This window comes from Cytobacillus purgationiresistens (genome assembly GCF_030813235.1).
In the GTDB taxonomy this organism is placed as follows: Bacteria; Bacillota; Bacilli; order Bacillales; family Cytobacillaceae; genus Cytobacillus; species Cytobacillus purgationiresistens.
Window position 1 is genome coordinate 40,124 of sequence record NZ_JAUSUB010000032.1, and the last position, 21,258, is coordinate 61,381.

At 39.7% G+C, this 21,258-nt stretch carries 23 protein-coding genes and 1 riboswitch; of the genes, 18 read left to right on the plus strand and 5 right to left on the minus strand.

Translation table 11 applies throughout. The annotated features are described in order from the left end of the window. The first annotated feature begins 121 nt into the window (after nt 1–121). From J2S17_RS23965 to J2S17_RS24005, 9 genes are all read left to right on the plus strand, one after another. The gene (locus J2S17_RS23965; RefSeq protein ID WP_307478629.1) at nt 122–268 is read left to right on the plus strand and encodes a lmo0937 family membrane protein; all 147 of its coding nucleotides are present in this window, start codon (nt 122–124) and stop codon (nt 266–268) included. A gap of 259 nt (nt 269–527) precedes the next feature. After that, a complete protein-coding gene (locus J2S17_RS23970; protein WP_307478631.1) occupies nt 528–1,373 on the plus strand; it encodes a DUF72 domain-containing protein in 846 nt (281 codons plus the stop codon). 65 nt (nt 1,374–1,438) lie between these two features. Further along, nucleotides 1,439–1,741, plus strand: coding sequence for a YunC family protein (locus J2S17_RS23975; RefSeq protein WP_307478633.1), 303 nt, complete (start codon nt 1,439–1,441; stop codon nt 1,739–1,741). Nucleotides 1,742–1,910: 169 nt separating this feature from the next. Next, a riboswitch (Lysine riboswitch) is annotated at nt 1,911–2,113 on the plus strand. 161 nt (nt 2,114–2,274) lie between these two features. Then, on the plus strand, nt 2,275–3,831 hold the full coding sequence (locus J2S17_RS23980; protein WP_307478636.1) for a Na+/H+ antiporter NhaC family protein: 1,557 nt from the start codon (nt 2,275–2,277) through the stop codon (nt 3,829–3,831). Between the two features lie 355 nt (nt 3,832–4,186). Beyond that, on the plus strand, nt 4,187–5,374 hold the full coding sequence (locus tag J2S17_RS23985) for an ABC transporter substrate-binding protein (protein ID WP_307478639.1): 1,188 nt from the start codon (nt 4,187–4,189) through the stop codon (nt 5,372–5,374). Between the two features lie 164 nt (nt 5,375–5,538). After that, complete coding sequence (locus tag J2S17_RS23990) at nt 5,539–6,414, plus strand: branched-chain amino acid ABC transporter permease (RefSeq protein ID WP_307478642.1); 876 nt, start codon at nt 5,539–5,541, stop codon at nt 6,412–6,414. Nucleotides 6,415–6,427: 13 nt separating this feature from the next. Then, nucleotides 6,428–7,363 (plus strand): branched-chain amino acid ABC transporter permease, encoded by a 936-nt coding sequence (locus J2S17_RS23995; protein WP_307478645.1) that lies wholly within the window; start codon nt 6,428–6,430, stop codon nt 7,361–7,363. 1 nt (nt 7,364) lies between these two features. Further along, entirely contained in the window at nt 7,365–8,150 is a 786-nt protein-coding gene (locus J2S17_RS24000) for an ABC transporter ATP-binding protein (RefSeq protein ID WP_307478647.1), read from the plus strand. Continuing rightward, complete coding sequence (locus tag J2S17_RS24005) at nt 8,143–8,844, plus strand: ABC transporter ATP-binding protein (protein ID WP_307478650.1); 702 nt, start codon at nt 8,143–8,145, stop codon at nt 8,842–8,844. Before J2S17_RS24000 ends, J2S17_RS24005 begins: the two co-directional genes overlap by 8 nt. A gap of 218 nt (nt 8,845–9,062) precedes the next feature. Here J2S17_RS24005 and J2S17_RS24010 read toward each other — a convergent pair whose 3' ends face one another. Further along, the gene (locus tag J2S17_RS24010; RefSeq protein ID WP_370875115.1) at nt 9,063–10,040 is read right to left on the minus strand and encodes a M23 family metallopeptidase; all 978 of its coding nucleotides are present in this window, start codon (nt 10,038–10,040) and stop codon (nt 9,063–9,065) included. Between the two features lie 202 nt (nt 10,041–10,242). Between J2S17_RS24010 and lipA the strand changes: the two genes are divergently transcribed. Then, nucleotides 10,243–11,160 (plus strand): lipoyl synthase, encoded by a 918-nt coding sequence (lipA, locus tag J2S17_RS24015; RefSeq protein ID WP_307478653.1) that lies wholly within the window; start codon nt 10,243–10,245, stop codon nt 11,158–11,160. 63 nt (nt 11,161–11,223) lie between these two features. Here the strand turns inward: lipA and J2S17_RS24020 are convergent, their stop codons facing one another. Further along, on the minus strand, nt 11,224–11,832 hold the full coding sequence (locus tag J2S17_RS24020) for a YhcN/YlaJ family sporulation lipoprotein (RefSeq protein WP_307478656.1): 609 nt from the start codon (nt 11,830–11,832) through the stop codon (nt 11,224–11,226). Nucleotides 11,833–11,992: 160 nt separating this feature from the next. On the opposite strand from J2S17_RS24020, the gene J2S17_RS24025 reads away from it, so the two are divergent. Beyond that, nucleotides 11,993–12,268 (plus strand): YutD family protein, encoded by a 276-nt coding sequence (locus J2S17_RS24025; protein WP_307478659.1) that lies wholly within the window; start codon nt 11,993–11,995, stop codon nt 12,266–12,268. 58 nt (nt 12,269–12,326) lie between these two features. On the opposite strand, the gene J2S17_RS24030 is transcribed toward J2S17_RS24025, so the two are convergent. Then, on the minus strand, nt 12,327–12,581 hold the full coding sequence (locus J2S17_RS24030) for a cytosolic protein (protein ID WP_307478662.1): 255 nt from the start codon (nt 12,579–12,581) through the stop codon (nt 12,327–12,329). 87 nt (nt 12,582–12,668) lie between these two features. After that, the gene (locus tag J2S17_RS24035; RefSeq protein ID WP_307478665.1) at nt 12,669–12,935 is read right to left on the minus strand and encodes a DUF3055 domain-containing protein; all 267 of its coding nucleotides are present in this window, start codon (nt 12,933–12,935) and stop codon (nt 12,669–12,671) included. A gap of 191 nt (nt 12,936–13,126) precedes the next feature. Between J2S17_RS24035 and J2S17_RS24040 the strand changes: the two genes are divergently transcribed. Beyond that, nucleotides 13,127–13,564 (plus strand): DUF86 domain-containing protein, encoded by a 438-nt coding sequence (locus J2S17_RS24040; RefSeq protein ID WP_307478667.1) that lies wholly within the window; start codon nt 13,127–13,129, stop codon nt 13,562–13,564. 102 nt (nt 13,565–13,666) lie between these two features. Next, nucleotides 13,667–14,434 (plus strand): 5' nucleotidase NucF, encoded by a 768-nt coding sequence (gene nucF / locus J2S17_RS24045; protein ID WP_307478670.1) that lies wholly within the window; start codon nt 13,667–13,669, stop codon nt 14,432–14,434. A gap of 274 nt (nt 14,435–14,708) precedes the next feature. Here the strand turns inward: nucF and J2S17_RS24050 are convergent, their stop codons facing one another. Further along, entirely contained in the window at nt 14,709–15,209 is a 501-nt protein-coding gene (locus tag J2S17_RS24050) for a phosphatidylglycerophosphatase A family protein (RefSeq protein WP_307478673.1), read from the minus strand. 172 nt (nt 15,210–15,381) lie between these two features. Here J2S17_RS24050 and yutH point away from each other — a divergent pair, with 172 nt between their 5' ends. From yutH to thrB, 5 genes are all read left to right on the plus strand, one after another. Next, complete coding sequence (gene yutH, locus J2S17_RS24055) at nt 15,382–16,395, plus strand: spore coat putative kinase YutH (RefSeq protein WP_307478676.1); 1,014 nt, start codon at nt 15,382–15,384, stop codon at nt 16,393–16,395. Nucleotides 16,396–16,453: 58 nt separating this feature from the next. Next, complete coding sequence (locus J2S17_RS24060; protein WP_307478679.1) at nt 16,454–17,419, plus strand: 2-hydroxyacid dehydrogenase; 966 nt, start codon at nt 16,454–16,456, stop codon at nt 17,417–17,419. 250 nt (nt 17,420–17,669) lie between these two features. Next, nucleotides 17,670–18,965, plus strand: a complete 1,296-nt coding sequence (locus J2S17_RS24065) for a homoserine dehydrogenase (protein WP_307478680.1) — start codon at nt 17,670–17,672, stop codon at nt 18,963–18,965. Next, on the plus strand, nt 18,962–20,023 hold the full coding sequence (gene thrC, locus J2S17_RS24070; RefSeq protein WP_307478683.1) for a threonine synthase: 1,062 nt from the start codon (nt 18,962–18,964) through the stop codon (nt 20,021–20,023). Before J2S17_RS24065 ends, thrC begins: the two co-directional genes overlap by 4 nt. Next, complete coding sequence (gene thrB / locus J2S17_RS24075) at nt 20,020–20,940, plus strand: homoserine kinase (protein WP_307478685.1); 921 nt, start codon at nt 20,020–20,022, stop codon at nt 20,938–20,940. The genes thrC and thrB overlap by 4 nt, the downstream gene beginning before the upstream one ends. Nucleotides 20,941–21,258: the final 318 nt, after the last annotated feature.

Consider the following 21,258-nt stretch of genomic DNA (forward strand, 5'->3'; position numbering starts at 1 on the left):
AGTAAAGTAACTGATACTAAAAATGTCAGTCTTAAGAACGGGTTTACGTTCCTTTTATTAAGGGTATCTAAAAGTATCACATAAATAAATAAAAAAATTCATGATAGAAAGGAACATGATTATGTTATGGTCGATTATCGGAGTTCTTATTATCCTGTGGATTTTAGGGTTTAGCTTTGAAATAGCAGGCGGACTTGTACATCTTTTATTAGTGATTGCCTTAGTCGTATTTATATTCCAATTGGTAGCAGGGCGCAGAACGAAATAGCTAAACATTACTTATATTTAATAAAAGTGACTCAGAATGTGACCATTAAGTTACTTTCTGAGTCATTTTTTGGTTGTCCAAGAAAACTTTACGAAACAATCAAACAGCTTGCTAAAAAAAATAGCAGTGACTCTGATTAAAATAGAAGTTGGCTTCATTTATCCTGCAGAGAAAGAAAGCACCTCCCTACAATAATTGTTAGAGCTATAATATAATGTTTTTAATATATTTTTTTTAGTAAAGGTGGGAGGTGAGGACAATGATTACCATTGGTTTAACAGGATGGGGAGATCATGATCGGTTATATACAACACCGGTTTCTCCGCGTGATAAATTACAGGAGTATGCAGCACATTTTCCTACTGTAGAAGTAGACTCGGCATTTTACGCTGTCCAGCCTCAGCGAAATGCGCTTCGATGGGTAAATGATACACCTGAAGGCTTTCGTTTTATCGTTAAAGCCTATCAGGGAATGACAGGCCATCAAAGGGGAGAGATTCCATTTGAATCGAAGGAGGAAATGTTCCATGCTTTCATTGAATCATTACAACCGTATATAGAAACAAAAAAGTTAGGAATGGTTCTCTTTCAATTCCCTCCATGGTTTGATTGCAAAAAGGAAAATGTGAACTATTTGCGCTGGTGTAAAGTTCAGATGGGGGATATCCCCTGTGCCTTAGAGTTCCGTCATCAATCATGGTATCGAACTGGTTTTCGTGAAGGTACCATACAATTCATGAAAGAGGAAGGATGGATACATAGTATCTGTGATGAACCGCAGTCCGGGGAGGGTTCTGTGCCTATCGTCCTTGATTCAGCAGGTTCTGATACCGTACTAGTCAGATTTCATGGACGCAATATTCACGGCTGGCAAAAGAGGAATCATGCGAATTGGCGTGAGGTCAGATATTTATATCGTTATAACGAAGCGGAACTGCGCGAGTGGGCAGGCTTTTTGAAGGACCTTGAAAAGTCAAGCAAGCATGTTTACGCTGTGTTTAACAATAATTCTGGCGGAGATGCCGCTGATAACGCTAAGCAAATGATTCAGTTATTAGGGATTGAGTATGAAGGCTTAGCCCCTCGCCAGCTTGGTCTATTTTAATAAGGAAGAACACGCTTCCCCTTTTCTCTACATAAATTGTAAGGAGAGAAGGAGGCGTTAGATTTATGGTTGATTTAAAACCAATAGACATAGAAGGACATACCTTTTTAGCCGTTTCAGTTGAGCTGCCCAAGACAAATTTGCTAGTGGTTACCAATGATAAAGGCTATATTATGTGCGGCGCACTTGATGTCGCTTTGCTGAATGAGAAATTGAAGGACCGGAAAGTGATTGCGGGCAGAGCAGTAGGTGTAAAAACGATACAACAGCTGATTGATGCTCCACTGGAATCCGTAACATTCGAAGCAGAAGAATGGGGTATTACAGAGGGAATGATAGGTCGTGAGGCACTTTTAAAAATGGTATAGGCCCATTTGTATATTAGCAAGAGATAACATTGAGTATTTTTGTTGTCCAAAATACTATCCTTATATGAACTGAAGTTCTTAATGTATGATCAACCTTATATGAAGTTTCTTGCTCGGGTTTTGTTATTTTGGTATAATATATGTTAATTAAATAAAACCTTATCATATCCGATGGGGTAGAGGAGCAGATATTCATTAGTAAGCTATGTGAGGATGACAACGAAGATCATAGCTGGAAGGGAAATCTGCCGAAGTAAAATAAATATGTCAGTGTTTATTTTGCTGGGGTTACTTTGAAAAAGAGTAACACTGTCATTATGAGGTATATCTTTTTATGAAAATATACTTGCATAATGGGGAGCTACAGTTCGTGATGGAGAACCTGTATTACTTATAAAGAGTAATGATAGAATCTTCTTCTCTATCATTACTCTTTTTTTATTGTTTAGCTGCTATGGCTTAGGTCACAGAGGCTATTCGATCCTTCATCATTGTCCTAGTTCCTGTAAAAAATATACGGAGGGACAATTTACATGACGAATACGATTATTGCTTTGCTGCCTCCCTTGGTAGCGATTATCCTGGTTGTTTTAACAAGAAGGGTGATTCTATCGCTGGGAGCAGGGAGTGTGACTGCAGCAATTATTCTTGCTGATTTTAATATAAAAGAAACATTCTCTATTATTTATGAAACAGTTAAGGGTGTATTTTTTGCAGATGGAGCATGGAATGCAGGGAATATTTATATCCTGCTTTTCCTGCTTATACTCGGCGTTATTACTGCCTTTATCTCACTTTCAGGCGGAAGCCGTGCTTTTGGTGAGTGGGCGATGAAACGAGTGAAAACCCGTGTAGGTGCACAATTATTAACGGTTGTACTAGGAATTATTATTTTCATTGATGATTATTTTAACGCACTTACCGTTGGACAAATTTCCCGTCCGGTAACAGATAGGCAAAAGGTTTCTCGCGTAAAGCTTGCCTACCTGATTGATTCTACTTCAGCTCCAATCTGTGTTGTTGCACCGATTTCAAGCTGGGGCGCATCTATTATTGCAATTATCGGATCTATACTCGCAACTCATAACATCACTGAATACTCTGCGTTTTCCGCATTTATGCAAATCATTCCGATGAACTTTTACGTATGGGCGACTTTAGCAGTTGTGCTTATTGTTGCAATGGGAAAGCTGGATATCGGCCCTATGAAAAAGCATGAAAGCCTAGCTATAAATGAGGGTATTCTCTTTGATCCTGACAAATCAATGGCAGGTGAGCTGCAAGACGATTTACCAACAAGTGAAAAAGGGTCAGTCGGCGACTTAGTTTGGCCGATTGTTGTGCTTTTTGTTGGAACAATAGGTGCTATGTTCTTGACAGGCTATACTGCGACAGAAGGAAACGTGACGATTTTCTCTATTTTTGAAAATACAGATGTTTCATTATCATTATTTATTGGTGGTGTTCTTGGATTAGTCGTAGCCTTTGCGTTATTTATTAAACAGATTGTTTCTCATAATCATATGCCTAAAAGCTTGATCATGAAAGGGACTGCTGCAGGGATCAAATCAATGCTGCCTGCAGTGTTAATTCTAATCTTTGCATGGATACTTGCCGATTTAATTGGAATGGTTGGGACAGGTAATTATTTAGCAAGCGTGATAGACAATTCAAGTTTAAATACAGCACTCATTCCGTTTCTCTTATTTGTTATCGCTGCCGTGATGGCATTTAGTACGGGAACATCTTGGGGTTCGTTTGGAATACTGCTCCCGATCGCGGGCGATATTGCTGTTTCTACCGATATTAGTCTATTAATTCCGGCAATGGCTGCAGTATTGGCAGGAGCTGTTTTTGGCGATCATGCTTCACCTATTTCAGACACCTCCATTCTTTCTGCAACTGGAGCAGGAAGTAATTTGATAGATCATGTACTGACTCAATTACCCTATGCATTGATTTCTGCGGTGATCGCAGCAGCAGGATTCTTGGTCATTGGGTTTACTGGAAGTACAATGCTTGCTCTCATAACAATAGCTGTTTTATTACTTTTACTTCTGCTTATAGGAAGAGCAATTTCAAATAAATAAATGTATTTGTAGGGAAGCCTGAGAAGGCTTTCCTTTTATTTTTTTATTCCCCTAGTTTTTATTATTTTACTAAAATAGTTGAATATTGCTTTAGTAGTTTAATTCTTTAGAACTCTACCTGAATAATATTTATTAGAATATTGATATTATTCACAAAAGATTGTTTTGACAGATTAATCAAATAGTACTATACTATTTTTAGATTTGATTGAATTTTTAGAGAATATATTCAATTTCTTAGGAAATTCGTCAGATTAGTAAGGGTATGAAAAAGAGTTTTCAAAAGTGGGGTCAAAATAGATAGCTCTTAGCATATCTTTAATTGTTAGAATAGTCAAAAAAAGGGGGATCTTATATGTTTTTTAAAAAGAGATTTACAGCGGTATTGTTAGCATCGACTTTAGCTGCTGGTTTTCTTGCAGGCTGTGGAAGTGAAGGTGCGGGTGGAGATTCTAAGGATAGCGACGTGATTAAAATTGGTGCGAACTTGGAGCTTTCAGGTCCAGTTGCATCCTATGGTCAAGGTATTGCTGAAGGGATGGAACTTGCTGTTGATGAAATCAACAAAGCAGGTGGAGTCGATGGGAAAGAGATTAAGATTACTAAAGTTGATAATAAATCAGACGGCCCAGAAGCAACAAATGCGGCTATTAAATTAACTGAGAATGATAAAGTAACAGCAATAATCGGTTCTGCAACAAGCGGAAATACAGTTGCTCAGGCTCAAGTGGCAAATGGGGCTAAAACAATCTTGCTTTCTCCATCAGGTACGAGCCCAAATGTGACAGTAAATGATGATGGAAGCGTCAATGAATACGTGTTCCGTACATCCTTTATTGACCCATTCCAAGGTAGAGTTGCTGCCAACTTTGCAATAGATGAACTATCTGCAAAAAATGTAGCCATTTATGCAGATAACGCAAGTGATTATGCTAAAGGATTAGCTGCTTCATTCAAAGAAACAGTTGAAAAAGCAGGCGGAAAAGTTGTAGCAGAAGAGTCTTATGTAGCAAAGGATACAGATTTCCGTTCTACACTGACTCGCATCAAGTCAGCTAAACCAGAATTTATCTTTATTCCTGGCTATTACGAAGAAGTAGGATTAATCGTAAAGCAAGCACGTGAAATGGGCATTGATGTTCCATTAATGGGTGCTGACGGTTGGGATTCTCCTAAACTTGTTGAACTTGCAGGTGCAGATGCACTAAATAATACATTCATCACGAACCACTATTCTGCTGGCGATCCAGATGAAAAGATCCAAACATTTGTTACAAAATTTGGAGAGAAATATAGCGGGAAGTCACCAGATGCCTTCAATGCATTAGGCTATGATTCCGTATATTTATTAGTGGATGCAATGAAGCGTGCAGGTGATACAAGTGATGCTACAAAAATTAAAGATGCCCTTGCTGAAACAAAAGACTTATCCCTTGTAACAGGTATCGTAACAGTAGATGAAGATCATAACCCAATTAAATCAGCGACTGTTTTAGAATATAAAGATGGGGAGCAAGTCTTTAAGTCTAAGGTTAATCCTTAAAAAGCAGGCTGTCGAAATGGGGGGATTCTTCTTATCCTTCCATTTCTTTTTTTACTTAAGGACATTTAGTGGCATCAATTGTATCGGTGCAACAAGCCTTTCGTCTTCGTCTTTTTGAAGTTCGTCAAGGCAAGATCTGTGGGATTCAGGGGGAGTGAGAATTCATGGAATGGGTTCAGCAGTTAGTAAATGGTATTTCATTAGGAAGTATCTATGCGCTCATCGCTTTAGGCTACACAATGGTGTATGGAATCATTAAATTGATTAACTTTGCCCATGGTGAAATATTTATGATCGGGGCGTTTGTAGGGTTTTATGCAATATCAGGCTGGGGTCTTGGTTTCTTCCCCGCTTTATTATTAGCGATGACAGTTTGTGCACTCTTTGGTGTCATCATTGAACGTGTTGCCTATCGGAGATTGCGAAATGCAACGAGAATCGCTGCACTTATTACAGCGATAGGGATATCTCTTCTCATTCAATATGTTGTCATCTATTTTAGAGGGGCTCAACCGGAAGCGTATCCCAATGTACTTTCTAATAGGAGTTTTGACTTTTTTGGCGCGCAAATTAGCAGTCAATCATTAATGATTCTCTGTACCTCTATTGCTCTTATGATTTTATTACAATTTATCGTTCATAAAACAAAAATTGGAAAAGCAATGCGAGCGGTTTCACATGATATGGATGCTGCAAGATTGATGGGTATTAACGTAAATACGACGATTTCTGCAACCTTTGCAATTGGGTCAGCACTTGCTGGAGCGGCTGGCGTATTTTTTGGTGTTTACTATACGAAAATTGAGCCGCTTATGGGCGTCATTCCAGGTTTAAAAGCATTCGTAGCTGCCGTACTTGGCGGTATTGGCATTATTCCAGGTGCGATGGTTGGTGGTCTCTTGCTTGGTGTAGTAGAAACCGTGGTCAGTGCGTTAGGCTATTCTCTTTGGAGAGATGCAGCTGCATTCATTATTTTAATCTTAATTCTATTGTTTAAGCCGTCGGGAATCTTCGGTAAAAATGCTAGAGAGAAAGTGTAGGTGAGGATGACTGATGAAAAAGTTTAAAGGGTTTTGGCTGTTTTTAATCTTATCCGTCATTGTATATGGAACAGTTCAGGTTCTGATGAATACCGGAATCTTAAACAATTTTTATTCCAATACGCTCATCTTTATCAGCATTAACATTATATTGGCAGTAAGTCTTCATTTAGTTATTGGAATCACTGGTCAATTTTCTATCGGACATGCTGGCTTTTTAGCTGTAGGAGCATATATATCCGCAATTGTCACAATGAAATTACAGCTTCCATTTCCAATCGCTTTATTAGCTGGTGGAATTTGTGCTGCTCTTGCTGGTCTAGTGGTCGGGATTCCAACCTTGCGTCTGCGTGGAGATTACCTTGCGATTGCGACATTGGGATTTGCGGAGATTATCAGAATTGTCTTCCTTAATATCGATGCTGTTGGAGGAGCCGCAGGGATGCAGGTCTCAAAATTAACGACTTGGACCTATACCTTTATCTGTTTATTCATAACAATCGCTGTCATCACGAACTTTACCAAATCGAGACATGGTAGGGCTTGTATATCTATCAGGGAAAATGAAATCGCTGCGGATGCGATGGGAATCAATACAACTTATTATAAAGTCATGGCGTTTGCCATCGGTTCTTTTTTTGCTGGGATTGCTGGCGGGTTATACGCCCATAATTTTTATATTATCCAACCAGCTCAGTTTGGCTTCTTGAAGTCATTTGATATATTAATTTTCGTAGTATTAGGAGGGCTTGGAAGTCTCTCAGGAGCAGTCATTTCGGCGATCCTTTTAACAGTCGTTTCGACTTTCCTTCAAGGCTATCCTGAAACACGAATGATCATTTATAGTCTAGTATTAGTACTCGTCATGCTTTATCGTCCACAAGGACTTATGGGCACGCGGGAAATTACTGACCTCTTTAAACGTAAAAGTGTAAAAGGAGGGAACTAACATGGAAGCACAGCCATTGTTACAAGTAAAAGGAGCAGGCATTCAGTTTGGCGGACTTAAAGCTGTTTCTGGATTTAGCATGGAAGTTAACCGCGGGGAGCTAGTTGGTCTAATTGGTCCAAATGGAGCGGGAAAAACGACAAGCTTTAACTTGCTTACAGGAGTGTATGTACCTACCGAAGGCGAGATTTTACTAGAGGGCGAGCGTCTGAATGGCTTAGCACCTTACCAAGTAACAAGAAGAGGAATTAGCCGTACCTTTCAAAATATCCGTCTATTCAATGAATTATCGGTATTGGACAATGTAAAGGTTGCCAATCATTCTAAAGCAAAGCACTCTGTTATCAGTTCCATTCTGCGTTTACCCTCTCATTTTACAGGGGAACAGGAAATGGAGACAAAATCTCTAGAGTTGCTGGAAATCTTCCAGCTGCATAAATTGAAAGATGAAGTCGCAAAAAATTTGCCGTACGGTCAACAGCGCAGATTAGAAATAGCCAGGGCATTAGCTGCGGGTCCTAAACTATTACTGCTTGATGAGCCTGCGGCAGGAATGAATCCACAAGAAACACATGAATTAATGAATTTAATTGCCTTTATTCGAGAGAAGTTTAATTTAACGATACTATTAATTGAACATGATATGAATTTAGTTATGGGAATTTGTGAGAGAATATATGTTTTGGACCATGGACAGCTCATAGCGGATGGATTGCCGGAAGACATACGCAATAATCCTAAGGTCATTGAAGCTTACCTTGGAGAGGAGGTTCCTAAGGATGCTTAAAGTTGATGGAATTGATGTATTCTACGGTAATATCCATGCACTAAAAGGGGTCTCCATAGAAGTGCTGGAAGGCGAAATTGTTACCTTGATTGGTGCAAATGGAGCGGGGAAGAGCACGCTTTTAAAAACATTATCTGGCTTATTAAAACCTAAAAACGGCAGTATTCAATACGAAAATAAATCAATAGCAGGCAAGGCAGCGCAAACGATTGTGAAGACAGGAATTTCCCATGTTCCAGAAGGTCGAAGAGTGTTCGCTAATATGACAGTCGAAGAAAATCTCGAGCTGGGTGCCTATGTTAGAAAAGATAAACAAATCCAAAAGGATATTCAGAAGGTATATGAAACCTTCCCGAGATTGCATGAGCGCCGTAAACAGCTGTCAGGAACCTTGTCAGGGGGGGAACAGCAAATGCTTGCAATGGGCAGGGCAATCATGGCAAAGCCTAAGCTGCTCTTGCTGGACGAACCTTCAATGGGCCTGGCCCCAATCATGGTAAAAACCATCTTCGAGATTATTGAAGACATTAACAAAAACGGTACAACCATTTTACTAGTAGAACAAAATGCGCATATGGCACTATCCGTAGCTAAACGAGGCTATGTAATCGAAACAGGCAGAGTCGTACTAACTGGTTCTGCAAAAGATCTCCAAGCAAGCGAAGAAATTAAAAGTGCTTATCTGGGTGGTTAATAAATAAGCAGAGGGGGATGTAATCTCTCTCTGCTTATTTTTGTTGTGACGAATTTGAGTTTAGTGTGAGAAGGTTGCTAATGATGCACAAGGTGACAACACATGCGTGATAAACATCAAAAAAATCAGATGAAAAACAAATCACTTCAAAAGCAAACCCAGTAAATAAATGAAAGCATAGCAATCAATCAGTGATCTGCCATGCTTTCCTCCAAGGTTTATTTTCTCGCCCGCTCTTGTCTTTCCCAAAGCTTTAAGTGCGGGTAAGGGTCATAGGACCATTCTGTGTATCCGTTGTCCTTATACATGCCGTAATGCAGATGTGGAGGGAACTTTCCTGAGGTACCAGGAGGACCGTATCCAGAACTACCGACACCTCCGATGACCATCCCTGGTTCGACAATCTGTCCAACTTTTAAATCCTTGGAAAAGGCGCTTAGATGCGCAAAGTAGTGATAGTTATTATTGATATCGCGAATACCAATTCTCCAGCCGCCGAATTTATTCCAACCCTTCATCTCGACAATGCCATAACTGGTTGCTCGTACAGGAAGACTATAGTCAGCGAAGATATCTGTGCCTTCATGCATTCTTCTTCCACCCCAGCCACGTGCACTCCCCCATGTACTGCGGTAGCTATAATGGGTACCTAATGGAACAGGGAAAGCATGTTCATCTAGGTTTATCCGACCAAAATGTTCGTATACCTTTGCTTTACCGACTATAATGCTTACTGCTTTATCTCTTTTATAATAATTCCAAAGACCAATTTTTAAATTATCATGGTCTGTGCCATATTTGAGAAGAAAGTTAGCGAACGCATGCATGACATCTTCATCATTATGAAGACTGGCTTTTCCGTCTCCATCTCCATCCATTCCAATCCCTTGGAAAAATTGGATAGTAGCAGGATTTTCATCATCTAAATCAGGGTTTAAAAGTCCAACCCATTCTTCCTGCTTAAAATAGATGCCGGTCGTCCCTTCTGCTTTTGGTAAATCTCTGCGCGACTGGCGTACATTTCTTTCGTATTGGTCAATGGCAGCAAGGTAGTACCATGGGATATTGGTAACCGCTTCTACTCGCTTATATAGAGTCAGTCTTTTTGCATAAACATCCTCGGCTTGGTTTTCAGCATATGCAGTCAATTGTAAGGAGCTGATTAATAAAATGAACGTGAAAAAGCCAATGATGATTCGCACGATAACCCTCCCTTCAACTTTGTCTACTTCATTAGTTTGTGAAAAATATAAAATAAAATAGATATAAAATTATGGTAATGAATATTGTGTCAGTTCTTGTCCTAGACACTTTCATATGTTAAAGTTGCATCAGTGAGGTTTCAGTTTATAATGATTATAAAAACTTCCTATGGATTTACAGGATGGAGTGATAATTATGAGCGAAAAAAGTGAGTATATGCGCAAACCGGAATGGTTAAAAATAAAGCTAAACACGAATGAAAACTATACCGGCTTAAAAAAGATGATGAGAGAAAAAGGTCTTCACACTGTATGTGAAGAAGCGAAATGTCCAAACATTCATGAGTGTTGGGCTGTAAGAAGAACAGCTACTTTCATGATTCTTGGATCTATCTGTACAAGGGCTTGCCGATTCTGTGCGGTTAAGACAGGACTTCCAACAGAATTAGATTTAGAAGAGCCGGAAAGAGTGGCAGACTCTGTTGCATTAATGAATCTTAAGCATGTTGTTATTACTGTAGTGGCTCGCGATGATTTAAAAGATGGCGGCTCAAGTGTACTAGCTGAGACGATTAGAGCAATCAGAAGAAAAAGCCCATTTACAAGTGTAGAAGTACTGCCTTCTGACATGGGCGGAGTTTACGAAAACCTAAAAACAGTGATGGATGCGAAACCTGATATCCTCAACCATAATATTGAAACGGTAGAGAGATTGACGAAAAGAGTAAGAGCGCGCGCTACATATGCTCGTTCCTTGGAATTCTTAAAACGAGCAAAAGAAATGCAACCTGAAATCCCGACTAAATCCAGCTTAATGATTGGTCTTGGTGAAACAAAGGAAGAAATCATCGCTACAATGGATGACCTTCGTGCAAATGATGTAGACATCATGACAATTGGTCAATATCTGCAGCCTTCCAAAAAGCATATTAAAGTTGTGAAATACTACCACCCAGATGAATTTAATGAATTAAGAAAAATTGCTATGAAGAAAGGCTTCAGCCATTGTGAAGCTGGTCCTCTAGTACGTTCGTCTTACCATGCTGATGAACAAGTGAATGCCGCAGCGAAGCAAAAGCAGTTAATGGGAGAAACAAACGTTCAAGAAGCTTAATTTTGAATAAAAAGAGTTCAGCTAATTGAAGCTGAACTTTTTTTATTCGGCTGTTTAACTACATTAAAGATTGTTTTCATTTGTTGTGGGTTCTTGAGGCTGCCCACTTCTATTCGGAGCTGAGCTCTGAATTTCTTTAATCAGCTGGTCGATCCCATCATGTACGTTTAAGCTATCTGAATCTGTTGTAGCGTAGCTTTCAACAAATTTTCTTAAATGCGTATCATCTGTCGTATAAATGTTATACCAGCTTGGAACAACGGATTCTGCCATTTTTTCTACCTGTTTAGCTGTACTTTCTGGATTTTCAGAATCTGTATCATATACAATGATCACTTCTTTATCCGTAACGAGAGTGGATACATCATCCACATCCGGCACCTCAGTACAGTATTTTCCAATAATGTCTGCCACTTTTTCACGATCAATGGAAGCATAGTGGTCAGTTCCTACTTGATCACCCTGAATCGGACTTCTTTGATGACGTACGTAACCGAAGTCCTCGCTTGAATGTCCTGTGTTTTGATTATAAATATCTGCACGTTCGTCATTTACATTAATGGTGTTACCGCTTTTGGGGTAGATATCTCCTCTTGCGTTGTCAGTTTGACCTTGACAGCCAGTTAATGCCGCCATTCCGCAGACCCCGATGATTATAAAAGTCTTTTTCATCATTTACACCTCCTCAGTTATATATTTTCCTGCTAACTGGTTTTTTTTCTTAGTAATTGATGGGGAATAAGTTATAATTTAATTATGGACATTGTATTGAATATGAAATTTATCATATAATTTTGATTAAATAAGCTTGTATTAGAAGAGGTGAAATCAATTGATTTGTATACAGAGCTCATGCTACGAAGTGATAGAAGATCGCCGAGAAGGCTTTAATGAAGAAGCATTCCGCGGAAGATTTAGCGATATATTGATGCGATATGATTATATTGTTGGTGATTGGGGTTATGGTCAGCTTCGATTAAGAGGTTTTTTTGACGATCAAAACCAAAAAGCAACGTATGATACAAAAATAAGCACATTGACAGAGTACCTATATGAATTTTGTAATTTTGGCTGCCCATATTTTGTTGTGCGGAAGGTTCATAAGTAAGTTTATTTTTTGATCAATAGAAAGAGAGTGACCATAATCAGTCACTCTCAAATGACGATTAGTCGTCTTCCGCGTGCGGAGGGTGGGCTCCGTCCATTTGTCTTGGTTTATTGTGGTGTAATTCTTTATTTTCGTAATTAAATGCGCTGGATTGGCGCTGACCTTCTTGCCATGGTGAGCTTTTATTTTCAACAGGTTTATACTTTCCGACAGGAGACCCATAAGGTCCTTCAGGAAGGTCTTCAACAGCGAGATCATTTTTCTGTGACTCGACATTACTGAAGTCTGAATAAGCTTGTTCTTTTTCATCCATGCAGGCGGTCACCCCTTCGTATTCGTCACTTAAAAAAGAGAGCCAAATGGCTCTCTTTTACTATTTGCTAAGGCGAATCATTTTATCCTATATCACTTCATATAAGAAGGATCTTAGCTCAGCTGCATTTTCTTCAGACAGCTGAAAGGCATGCTCTAGATATCCTTCTTCATCAAGATCATCTGTGCCAATAATCGCAAATCGGCTGCCTTGAATATCAAGTACAAGCTGTTTTCCATAATAGCGATCAGAGCGGACAAGAGCGAGATCAAAGCGTTGGTTCTCACCCATAAAGCTAATGAATCTGGTTTTTGTATCCACTAAATCATCGTATAAAAAGAATCTTTCTGACATTATTTTTCCCCTTTCAGCAAAATGGCTTTTTCCGCTAAAAACTGCTTCCTCTATCTTATCAGAACCCACTCTTGTTCAAAACGATTTTGGACAAACTTTCGTCTATTGTTCGAATGAGCTACAATAGAAAAGGATGAAAAGTGTATAATAAAGAAAAACCACTTAGATTGAAAAAGTGAAAGGTGAGATAGATGTATTTTGTTGATCGTGAAAAAATTGAAGAGACACTTGTGTATTTAGAAAAGCAACTGAACCTTTTTGAACAGCAGGAAACCTTTGAATCACCCCTTGAAAAGATGGCGCTTGAACGCATGGCGCAAATGATGATTGAATCCATTTTGGATGTTGGGAATGCAATGATTGATGGCTTTATTATGAGAGATCCCGGTAGTTATGAAGACATCATCGATATTTTGGATGATGAAAAGGTGATTGATCAAGAAATGAGCATTAGCTTTAAAGGTATTATCGATTATCGTAAAACGCTTGTACAGGCATATACAGGGATTAATCATGAGCATTTAAATCAAGTATTTAAAGAACATCTGCCAATGCTGTTAAAGTTTCCGGCGAATGTAAGAGATTATTTGACAAAAGAGCTTGGCCCTGTTTCCGCTTTTAGAAAATAATCATTTGAGGATCGGGAAACCGGTCTTTTTATTTAGTGTGGCGACCCGCATTTGTTTGGATTGTCCTGTAGAATATATACATAAAGCTGGAGTGATGAAGATTTGAATAAATATAAAGGCTACTTAATCGATTTGGATGGCACAATGTATAAAGGAACAGAATTGATTGCAGAAGCAGTTGGTTTCGTTAATCAATTAACACAGCTTGGAATCCCTTATTTGTTTGTGACTAACAATTCCTCTAGAACGCCAAACCAAGTCGCTGATAAACTGAAGGACTTTGGTATAGCGGCAGAAGAAGAGCAAGTGTTTACAACTAGTATGGCAACGGCCAATTATATTTATGAGAAGAAAAGCGATGCATCCGTTTATGTTATTGGCGAAGAAGGAATACAATCGGCTCTGAAGGAAAAAGGGCTTTCATTTGCTGGTGAGAATGCTGATTATGTAGTAACTGGGATTGACCGATCCATCACATATGAAAAATTGGCGCAGGCTTGTTTAGCCGTAAGAAACGGAGCCGTTTTTATATCTACAAATGGGGATATTGCGATACCAACTGAGCGGGGTCTGCTTCCAGGTAACGGATCGTTAACATCAGTTATCACAGTATCTACACAAACCAGCCCTATTTTCATTGGGAAGCCTGAATCTATTATTATGGAGCAGGCGTTAAAGGTGCTGGGGACAAGTAAAGACGAGACGTTAATGGTTGGGGACAATTATGATACAGATATCATGGCGGGTATGAATGCTGGGATAGACACATTGCTCGTTCACACGGGAGTGACATCCAAAATACTTCTTGAAGGATACGAACAAAAACCAACTTATAAGGTTGATACCCTCGATCAATGGGATTTTAAATAAAAGGCTCCTTTTCTAAAAAATTGTTGTTTATTCATAGGTTTTGATAAGACAAACCATTGATAACAAAGTTGATTAGAGCGGATGTGTGTGACTCCTGCGGGACAGGTGAGACCACGCAGGAGTGAAGCGGACGAGGAGGCCACCGCCCGCCCCGCGGATAGCGAGCACCTGGAGAGGAAATCAACCACTGCTGTGAAAAGCAACCAAGTATACGAAGAAGCCAAATAAAAAAACAAACGCAAGAAAACCGCTCTTTGAGCAGTTTTCTTGCGTTTTATTTTGTGTTATTTGCTCTATGTGCAAGGCGGCTTGAAGCAGCAGCAGCAATGGCACCAACAATATCATCAAGAAATGTATGGCATCTATCAGAGTTTTTATCATTCAACGCCTTTAAGATTCCAGGCTTTAATTTATCCACATAACCAAAATTTGTAAAACCGATGGATCCATATACATTGACGATTGATAATGCGAGCACTTCATCTACTCCATATAATCCTTCATCAACTTCTACAACGGATTGCAGCGGCTCCAGTAATTTTTTTTCTTCAGCAAGGATATCGAGCTGTATGCCAGTTAATATTGCGTTTTGAACTTCTCTTTTTGATAATACGCGTTCAACGTTTTCGATGCAGACCTCGATTTTTAAATCAGGATGGTATCTTTCCTGAAGAAAATACACTAAATCGGCGATATCACGAATTTCTACGCCTCTTTCATGCAGCCATCTGCGTGCGGTTTGTTCTGTTAAATTCACTACTTTTTCTTCGCTCATGTCTTCACCTTTTCTATTTAGGATTCAGTCAATCACTTTGCTCTCTATAATATATGATGATCACTTTAGCTTGCGAACTTTCACTGCATCATATCCTCATGAAAGTAATCAACAAGTTTTTTATAGTAAATTCATATATATCCCATAAGAGGTTTCATGGAGGAGGGTCAAAATGATCAGAAGGTTATTAAAGGATAAATATGGAATTAATGCAGATGAGGAATTTAGACTTGGCAACTATAATGCATGCAAGAAACAAGATGAAGTTTATATTTTAGTGCCTGCAGGACATATGGGGGAGGGAGAGATAGAGGAGCTTGATCGAATTGCGGAGCATTTAAAAACAAGCGGCGACAGAAATATAGCACATTTTTTAAAAACGACAGAAGGAAAACCTTTTAGCGAGTGGGAGGATGCGCGTTATGCAGTGTTAAACAATGAACGGTTACAGCTGAGAAAAAATGAACAAATTGGCAGGAAGCTGGCAAAATTTCATTATCGCGGCAGAAGTGTATCATTTGCCGTTGAAAAGACGAGCCGGATTGGACAATGGAAAAAGTTATGGGAAACGCGATTGGATCAAATGGAAAGAGTATGGAATGAAATGCTGTTTCAATTCGATGGGGAGAACGACTTTGATCGGCTGTTTTTAGAATCCTTCCCATATTACATGGGACTAGCGGAAAATGCGATACAATATATAGTTGATACCGAATATGACGATGAACCGTATATGACGGATAGTGGGACTGTGTGTCATGTGAGGTTATCCTCAAAATCATGGGGAGATCAATACTATATCAAGAACCCCTTTGATTGGGTATTTGACCATGCAACAAGAGATTTAGCTGAATGGACGAGGGAGAAGTATTTTCACAATATTAAAACATACGAGCCAGACCTTCGTCAATTTATTAAGGAATATGAGAGTGTCACTCCTTTATCACCCTTTTCATGGCGGTTATATTATGCGAGGATACTTTTTCCTTTGCATTATTTTGAATGTGTAGAGGCGTATTATGGAACTTCTTCTGAACAGCTAAGAAATATGCTTAAGGAGAAGATGGAAAAGTATCTTCAGCAATCAGGAGACTACGAGCGTTTTGTTGGGAATTTCTTTGAACTTTCAGAAAGCCCCCTTCAGCAATGGAATATCCCAATACCTGAATGGTTGATTAGTAAATAACTTTCTATATTTTCAGTTTTTCCCTATAATTAGAGAAAAAGTAGGGGAAGTGGGACATTTGAAACCAACAATTTTTATTACAAGAAAAATACCGGAAGACGTGATTGCTCCACTAAAGGAAAGCTATGATGTAAAAATGTGGGACCAAGAGGATGTGCCAATCCCCCACGCAACCTTAATTGAAGAAGTAAAGCACGCAGATGCGTTATTTACAATGCTTTCAGAGAATATTAATCAAGAGGTATTAGCAGCAGGTAAGAAATTGAAGGTGGTAGCCAACATGGCTGTTGGCTATGATAATATCGATGTTGCTGCTGCAGCAGAGTTAGGTATTACGATTACAAATACACCCGATGTTCTGACTGAATCGACTGCTGATTTAGCTTTCTCCCTTCTGCTTACAGCTGCAAGGCGTATGGTTGAAGCGTCTGAGTTTGTAAAGAATGGGGATTGGAAAAGCTGGAGCCCGCTTCTTTTAGCTGGTCAAGATGTACATCATAAAACAATTGGCATTGTTGGGATGGGGAGTATCGGTAAAGTTGTGGCTAAACGGGCAGCAGGATTTGATATGAACATATTATATTATAATCGCTCACGAAAACCTGATGCGGAAGCTGAGCTGGGTGCTGTCTATACAGACTTTGAAGACTTATTGTCACAATCTGATTTTGTTGTCTGTCTCACGCCCTTAACTGAAGAAACAAAGAATATGTTCACCAAAGAGGCTTTTCAAAAAATGAAGCGAACGGCTGTGTTTGTAAATGCCTCTAGAGGGCCGATCGTAAACGAAGAAGATTTAGCTGAAGCACTCAAGACAGGCGAGATTGCAGCGGCTGGGTTAGATGTGTTTGTAAATGAGCCAATTTCTGCGGACCATCCATTGTTAATGCTTAATAATGTCGTCGCAATGCCTCACATCGGCAGTGCCACAAAAGAAACAAGATACGATATGATGAAACTTTGTGTCAAAAATATTGATGCAGTACTATCTGGAAAAGACCCAATCACTGCAGTTACACATTGAAATGATCAGAGGCTCCCTGCAAGGGCAGCTTCTTTTTTATGGGCAAAAGCCATTCAATTGCACAAATGTAAAAAAATAGGTTTCGTGAAATCTTTTCTAAATTGTTCTATACTTTGTCATCGATAAATTGAGCGTCTTTTTGTGAAAATTGAAAAATAACCTATTGTCTTTCTTCCAAATGAGGTCTATAATGTCTACTATACAAACACAAATGTACTTTTAGAGAGAACAGTGCAAGGGGGAACGGATAATGGAAGCAATCTCAATCGGTTTATTAGGGCTAGGAACAGTAGGCTCAGGAGTGGTCAAAATAATTGAAAGTCACCAGGATAAGCTTATGCATCAGGTAGGCTGCCCTGTTGAGGTTAAAAAAGTTCTTGTGAAGAACTTGAGCAAAGAACGTGCAGTTGAGGTGGATTCCAATATTCTAACAACTAACCCAGATGATATTATAAAAAATCCTGATATAGATGTAGTTATAGAAGTAATGGGCGGACTAGAAGAAACAAAGGAATATTTGCAAACGGCTATCAGTCATCATAAGCATATCGTTACGGCAAACAAAGATTTAATGGCAGTATACGGACCGGAGCTTTTATCTGCAGCCTCAGAAAACGGCTGTGACTTATTTTATGAGGCAAGTGTAGCGGGTGGTATTCCAATTCTACGCGGTCTTGTGGATGGTCTTGCTTCTGATCGGATTACAAAAATGATGGGAATCGTTAATGGTACGACAAACTTTATTTTGACAAAAATGAGTAAAGAAGGAAGCGCTTATGAGGATGTATTAAAAGAAGCGCAGGATCTCGGATATGCAGAGAGTGACCCTACTGCTGATGTAGAAGGCCTTGACGCGGCAAGGAAGATGGCGATTCTATCTACGCTGGGCTTTTCTATGAATATCGATTTGGATGATGTGAAGGTAGAGGGAATTACAGATATAACTGAAGAAGATTTACAATATGCCGAGCAGTTAGGATATACAATGAAGCTTATTGGGATCGCACATAGAGAAGGTGAGAAAGTAGAAGTCAGCGTTCAGCCAACGCTTCTTCCTGAATCCCATCCATTAGCAGGTGTTCAAGATGAATATAATGCTGTCTATGTGTATGGCGAAGCGGTTGGAGAGACAATGTTTTATGGGCCGGGAGCGGGAAGCTTACCTACGGCAACGGCTGTAGTATCTGATGTTGTCGGTGTCATGAAGAATATGCGTCTTGGTGTAAATGGAAAAAGCGCAGTTACACCACAATATGATAAGAAACTTAAGGATGGTAGCGAAATCTTTTCCAAGTATTTCTTAAGATTGCATGTAAGTGATGAAGTGGGTGTATTTGCCAATATTACTACTATCTTTTCTGATCATCACGTTAGTTTTGAGAAAATCCTTCAAGTACCTGTTAAGGAGAAAATTGCAGAGATTGTTTTAGTTACACATCAAGCTTCTCTCGATGATTATGAAACAATTTTACTAAGTTTAAGAGATTTAGAGGCAGTAGAAGAAATCAAAAGTTCTTATCGTGTTGAAGGGGGCGCAAGAAGATGAGATGGGAAGGGCTATTAAAATCCTATAAGGATTTTTTACCGATAAATGAGAATACACCGATGGTTACATTAAATGAAGGGAATACTCCCTTAATTAGACTGGATAAGCTGTCAATAGAGTGGGGCATCGATTTATACGTGAAAACAGAAGGGGCAAACCCAACAGGCTCTTTCAAAGACAGAGGGATGGTTATGGCTGTTGCAAAAGCGAAGGAAGCAGGCAGTGATGCGATTATCTGCGCATCTACTGGAAATACATCAGCCGCAGCCGCAGCTTATGCAGCAAGAGCGGGTTTAAGATGCGTCGTTGTTATTCCTGAAGGGAAAATTGCAATGGGTAAACTCGCTCAAGCAGTAATGTATGGTGCAGAGATTGTATCCATTGAAGGAAACTTTGATCAAGCACTCGCGATGGTTAGAAAAATCAGTGAGACTGAACCAATTACACTAGTAAACTCAGTAAATCCTTATCGTTTGGAAGGTCAAAAAACAGCAGCGTTTGAAGTGTGTGATCAGCTTGGAGGGGCTCCTGATATTCTTGCTTTGCCGGTTGGGAATGCAGGGAATATTAGTGCGTATTGGAAGGGCTTCAAGGAGTATCATGAAGCAAAAGATTCAGGTCTTCCTAAGATGCATGGGGTTCAAGCTGAGGGAGCAGCAGCTATTGTTCACAATCGGGTATTTGAAAACCCTGAAACAATTGCTACAGCTATCCGCATTGGAAACCCGGCGAGTTGGAGTTTAGCAGTCGATGCTATAAAGGAATCAAATGGGAAAATTGACGAAGTAAGTGATGAGGAAATTCTATGTATGTACAGAAAGCTTGCAGCTTCAGAGGGGATTTTTGCTGAACCTGCGTCTTGCGCTTCACTTGCTGGTGTTTATAAGCAGCTTCGCAACGGTGAAATCAAGCATGGTGCAAGAATTGTAGCAGTTCTTACAGGTAATGGATTGAAGGATCCGAACACAGCGATAGAATGCAGTCCAGTAAAACCAATTCTGCTGCCAAATGATGAGCATGCTGTAGCAGAGCATATTAAAGGAGTTGTCCATGCATGATCGGGGGCGAAAGGCTCATCATTGAAGTACCAGCAAGCACAGCAAATCTCGGTCCAGGTTTTGATTCCATTGGCTTAGCCCTCAATCTATACTTGCGTATGGAAGTGGTAAAACAAGATCAGTGGGAAGTGATTCCCATGACGGAAGAATTAAGCATGTATCCATCTGATAAGAAAAATTTTATCATCCAAACAGCAATAGAAACGGCGAAGGAATTTCAAGCGGAGATTCCCCCATGCCAAGTAATAATCGATAGTGATATTCCAATTGCACGTGGTTTAGGTTCAAGTGCATCAGCCATTGTAGCTGGGATTGAGCTTGCTGATGCGCTATGTGAATTACATCTATCCAAGCAGGAAAAGTTGAGGGTGGCAGCTATGTTTGAAGGGCATCCTGATAATGTAGGTGCCTCACTGATGGGGGGACTAGTCATTGGCAACCAATCAAAAACTGACGTTGACGCAGTTGTGTTCCGTGAATTAGAAGTGGAGGTCATTGCATGCATTCCCAGTACGGAGCTTTTGACAAAGGAATCGAGAGGACTTTTACCCGAACACCTTTCTTTTAAGGATGCCGTCCAGGCAGGAGCAGTAGGAAATGTAATGATTGCTTCTTTATTAAGCGGTAATTATGAACTAGCTGGTAAAATGATGATGCAGGATTTATATCACCATCCATACAGGAAACAGGTCGTCCCTCATCTAGAAGAAATAGAAAAGCTAGCACCAAGTCTTGGAGCACTTGGCGTTGCATTAAGCGGTGCAGGGCCAACGGTTTTATGCTTAGTGGCACCAGGCAGGGGATTAGAAGTGGCCCAAGGCCTTGCGGTTGAAATGCCTCATATGAAATTTAATTGTTTGCATATTGACCAAGTGGGCAGCCGTGTCTATAAGAAGAATATGAATGTGACTTGTTGAACCAAAAAAAGCGATGTCTTAAGGACATGCTTTTTGGTTTTTTTTAGGGTGTGAATGATCCTCTAAGACTGAGCCTAAAGTTATTGGGGATAATAACTGACTTTCAAAGCTCGAACTCGAGCTAAAACGTTAAAGCGTAGAAAGATGGGCATTCAAAGATCAAGTCTAATCCCAAAGTAAGAATAACGTAGAAAGATGGGCATTCAAAGCTCAAGTCTGATCGCAAAGCGAGAATAGCGTAGAAAGATGGGCATTCAAAGCTCAACCCTGATCGCAAAGCGAGAATAGCGTAGAAAGATGGGCATTCAAAGCTCAAGT

What these genes read in the sequence shown, in the direction of transcription:
- J2S17_RS23965 (WP_307478629.1), top strand. Translation starts at nt 122, where the DNA reads ATGTTATGGTCGATTATCGGAGTTCTTATTATCCTGTGGATTTTAGGG.
- J2S17_RS23970 (WP_307478631.1), top strand. Translation starts at nt 528, where the DNA reads ATGATTACCATTGGTTTAACAGGATGGGGAGATCATGATCGGTTATAT.
- J2S17_RS23975 (WP_307478633.1), top strand. Translation starts at nt 1,439, where the DNA reads ATGGTTGATTTAAAACCAATAGACATAGAAGGACATACCTTTTTAGCC.
- J2S17_RS23980 (WP_307478636.1), top strand. Translation starts at nt 2,275, where the DNA reads ATGACGAATACGATTATTGCTTTGCTGCCTCCCTTGGTAGCGATTATC.
- J2S17_RS23985 (WP_307478639.1), top strand. Translation starts at nt 4,187, where the DNA reads ATGTTTTTTAAAAAGAGATTTACAGCGGTATTGTTAGCATCGACTTTA.
- J2S17_RS23990 (WP_307478642.1), top strand. Translation starts at nt 5,539, where the DNA reads ATGGAATGGGTTCAGCAGTTAGTAAATGGTATTTCATTAGGAAGTATC.
- J2S17_RS23995 (WP_307478645.1), top strand. Translation starts at nt 6,428, where the DNA reads ATGAAAAAGTTTAAAGGGTTTTGGCTGTTTTTAATCTTATCCGTCATT.
- J2S17_RS24000 (WP_307478647.1), top strand. Translation starts at nt 7,365, where the DNA reads ATGGAAGCACAGCCATTGTTACAAGTAAAAGGAGCAGGCATTCAGTTT.
- J2S17_RS24005 (WP_307478650.1), top strand. Translation starts at nt 8,143, where the DNA reads ATGCTTAAAGTTGATGGAATTGATGTATTCTACGGTAATATCCATGCA.
- lipA (WP_307478653.1), top strand. Translation starts at nt 10,243, where the DNA reads ATGAGCGAAAAAAGTGAGTATATGCGCAAACCGGAATGGTTAAAAATA.
- J2S17_RS24020 (WP_307478656.1), bottom strand. Translation starts at nt 11,832, where the DNA reads ATGAAAAAGACTTTTATAATCATCGGGGTCTGCGGAATGGCGGCATTA.
- J2S17_RS24030 (WP_307478662.1), bottom strand. Translation starts at nt 12,581, where the DNA reads ATGGATGAAAAAGAACAAGCTTATTCAGACTTCAGTAATGTCGAGTCA.
- J2S17_RS24035 (WP_307478665.1), bottom strand. Translation starts at nt 12,935, where the DNA reads ATGTCAGAAAGATTCTTTTTATACGATGATTTAGTGGATACAAAAACC.
- J2S17_RS24040 (WP_307478667.1), top strand. Translation starts at nt 13,127, where the DNA reads ATGTATTTTGTTGATCGTGAAAAAATTGAAGAGACACTTGTGTATTTA.
- J2S17_RS24050 (WP_307478673.1), bottom strand. Translation starts at nt 15,209, where the DNA reads ATGAGCGAAGAAAAAGTAGTGAATTTAACAGAACAAACCGCACGCAGA.
- yutH (WP_307478676.1), top strand. Translation starts at nt 15,382, where the DNA reads ATGATCAGAAGGTTATTAAAGGATAAATATGGAATTAATGCAGATGAG.
- J2S17_RS24065 (WP_307478680.1), top strand. Translation starts at nt 17,670, where the DNA reads ATGGAAGCAATCTCAATCGGTTTATTAGGGCTAGGAACAGTAGGCTCA.
- thrC (WP_307478683.1), top strand. Translation starts at nt 18,962, where the DNA reads ATGAGATGGGAAGGGCTATTAAAATCCTATAAGGATTTTTTACCGATA.
- thrB (WP_307478685.1), top strand. Translation starts at nt 20,020, where the DNA reads ATGATCGGGGGCGAAAGGCTCATCATTGAAGTACCAGCAAGCACAGCA.